At 57.6% G+C, this 1,479-nt stretch carries 2 protein-coding genes; both read left to right on the top strand.

Going from position 1 to position 1,479, the window contains the following annotated elements; all coding sequences use genetic code 11:
• The coding region (locus tag A2I95_RS37330; protein ID WP_291737503.1) for an Rrf2 family transcriptional regulator at positions 1-263 on the top strand (263 nt) is incomplete at its 5' end.
• A 549-nt stretch (positions 264-812) separates the two neighbouring features.
• Positions 813-1,479: PAS domain-containing methyl-accepting chemotaxis protein (locus A2I95_RS37325; RefSeq protein WP_291737502.1), on the top strand; the 667-nt coding region annotated here is incomplete at its 3' end.

Below are 1,479 nucleotides of genomic sequence, written 5' to 3'. Positions count from 1 at the left end.
GCCGCTACGGCGGCATCAAGCTCGGACAGGCCGCCAGCGAAATCAATGTGGGGCAAGTCGTACGGAGCATGGAGGAAAGCTTCGAAGTTGCCAATTGCGGAGAATGTCTGATCCAGCCCCAATGCGGGCTTCCAGGGGTCTTTGCTGAAGCGGTCAATGCGTTTCTGAGTGCCCTTGACCGCAGCACCGTCGCCGATCTGATCAGAAACAAGGCGGATCTGGTTTCGTTGCTGACATTGTCGGAGGCGGCAGATAATCCGTAATCCGCCGTGAACCGGCCAGGGAACCCAAACTGGCCAAGGGCAGTGACCAGGGGCTTGGCAGGACGCTAATTGCAGGGAGTAGGCTGAAATTTGCGACGCCGTCCCCGTTCGGCCTGCCAACTGCAAGACAGTCAACCATAATTGATGTCGACCAAAATCGGTGCGGACCTGTCACAGCAATCGGTCCTTCGGTTCAAACGATGTCCTCAATCAAACGCTCAAGGTGCGGAATGCAAGTGGGTTCGCAGAATTGCTCCGAGCCCTGGATATGCTGCCGTCTCAAAACACTCAGCACGCACGCCATATGGGTGCGTCTGCAAGATTTGCACTTCAGATCCAAACAGGTTCATAAAGGATCCGATCCGCCAGATGCCGGGGCTGAACACCTAGGCGCATGTATCCAGGGACGTTAAGAATTTTCTGTTGGTTTCACGGTACTTTCGGCGCGAGCCATCGAGAATCAGGAACGCGCGGAGAAATTCATTGTTTTTCAAATTCAAAGCGTCCAGGCCCGCAGAGCAGGACAGCGGTGCCAGGATTATTGCCGGTATGGTCGATCGCACCCAGGCGACAATTCAATTTAAACCGGACGGCACAATTCTGACCGCAAACGGCAATTTTCTTGCTGCATTGGGATACCGGCTGGAAGAAATCGCGGGCCGGCATCATTCGATGTTTGTGGCGCCTGAAATAGCCGCGGGTGCGGAATATAAGTCATTCTGGAAAGACCTGGCCGCTGGCCGTGTGTTCACCGATCAGTTCCCGCGGGTGACCAAGGACGGCGCCACCATTTGGATCCAAGCGACCTATGCTCCGGTTGAAAACGCGGATGGCACAGTGGAAAGGGTGGTCAAAGTGGCCACTGATGTAACGGTGCGCCGTCTTGGGCTGCAGGAAATCGCCAAGGGGCTGGACGCGATGAGCCAGGGGGATCTGGGCTTCCGGGTCAAACTGTCCGATCAGGCGGACATCGCCGCGCTGGGTGAGGCGTTCAACCGCTCGGCGGAGCAGCTTGGAACAGCGATGGGCGCCGTGACGCAAGTCTCCGAAGCTGTCGGGCGCACTGCGGAAGAGATTTCCAAGTCCGCCAGCGACCTGTCTCAACGGACCGAGAGCCAGGCTGCGACGCTGGAGGAAACCGCAGCAGCCATTGAAGAGCTGACCGGCACGGTGCATTCCTCGGCGGAGGGCGCAGAGAAGGTGGAGGGCATCGTCA

This window comes from Leisingera sp. F5, from assembly GCF_001593695.1.
The sequence above is the reverse complement of the archived record's forward strand: the minus strand, read 5'-3'. Positions and strand labels throughout refer to the sequence as shown.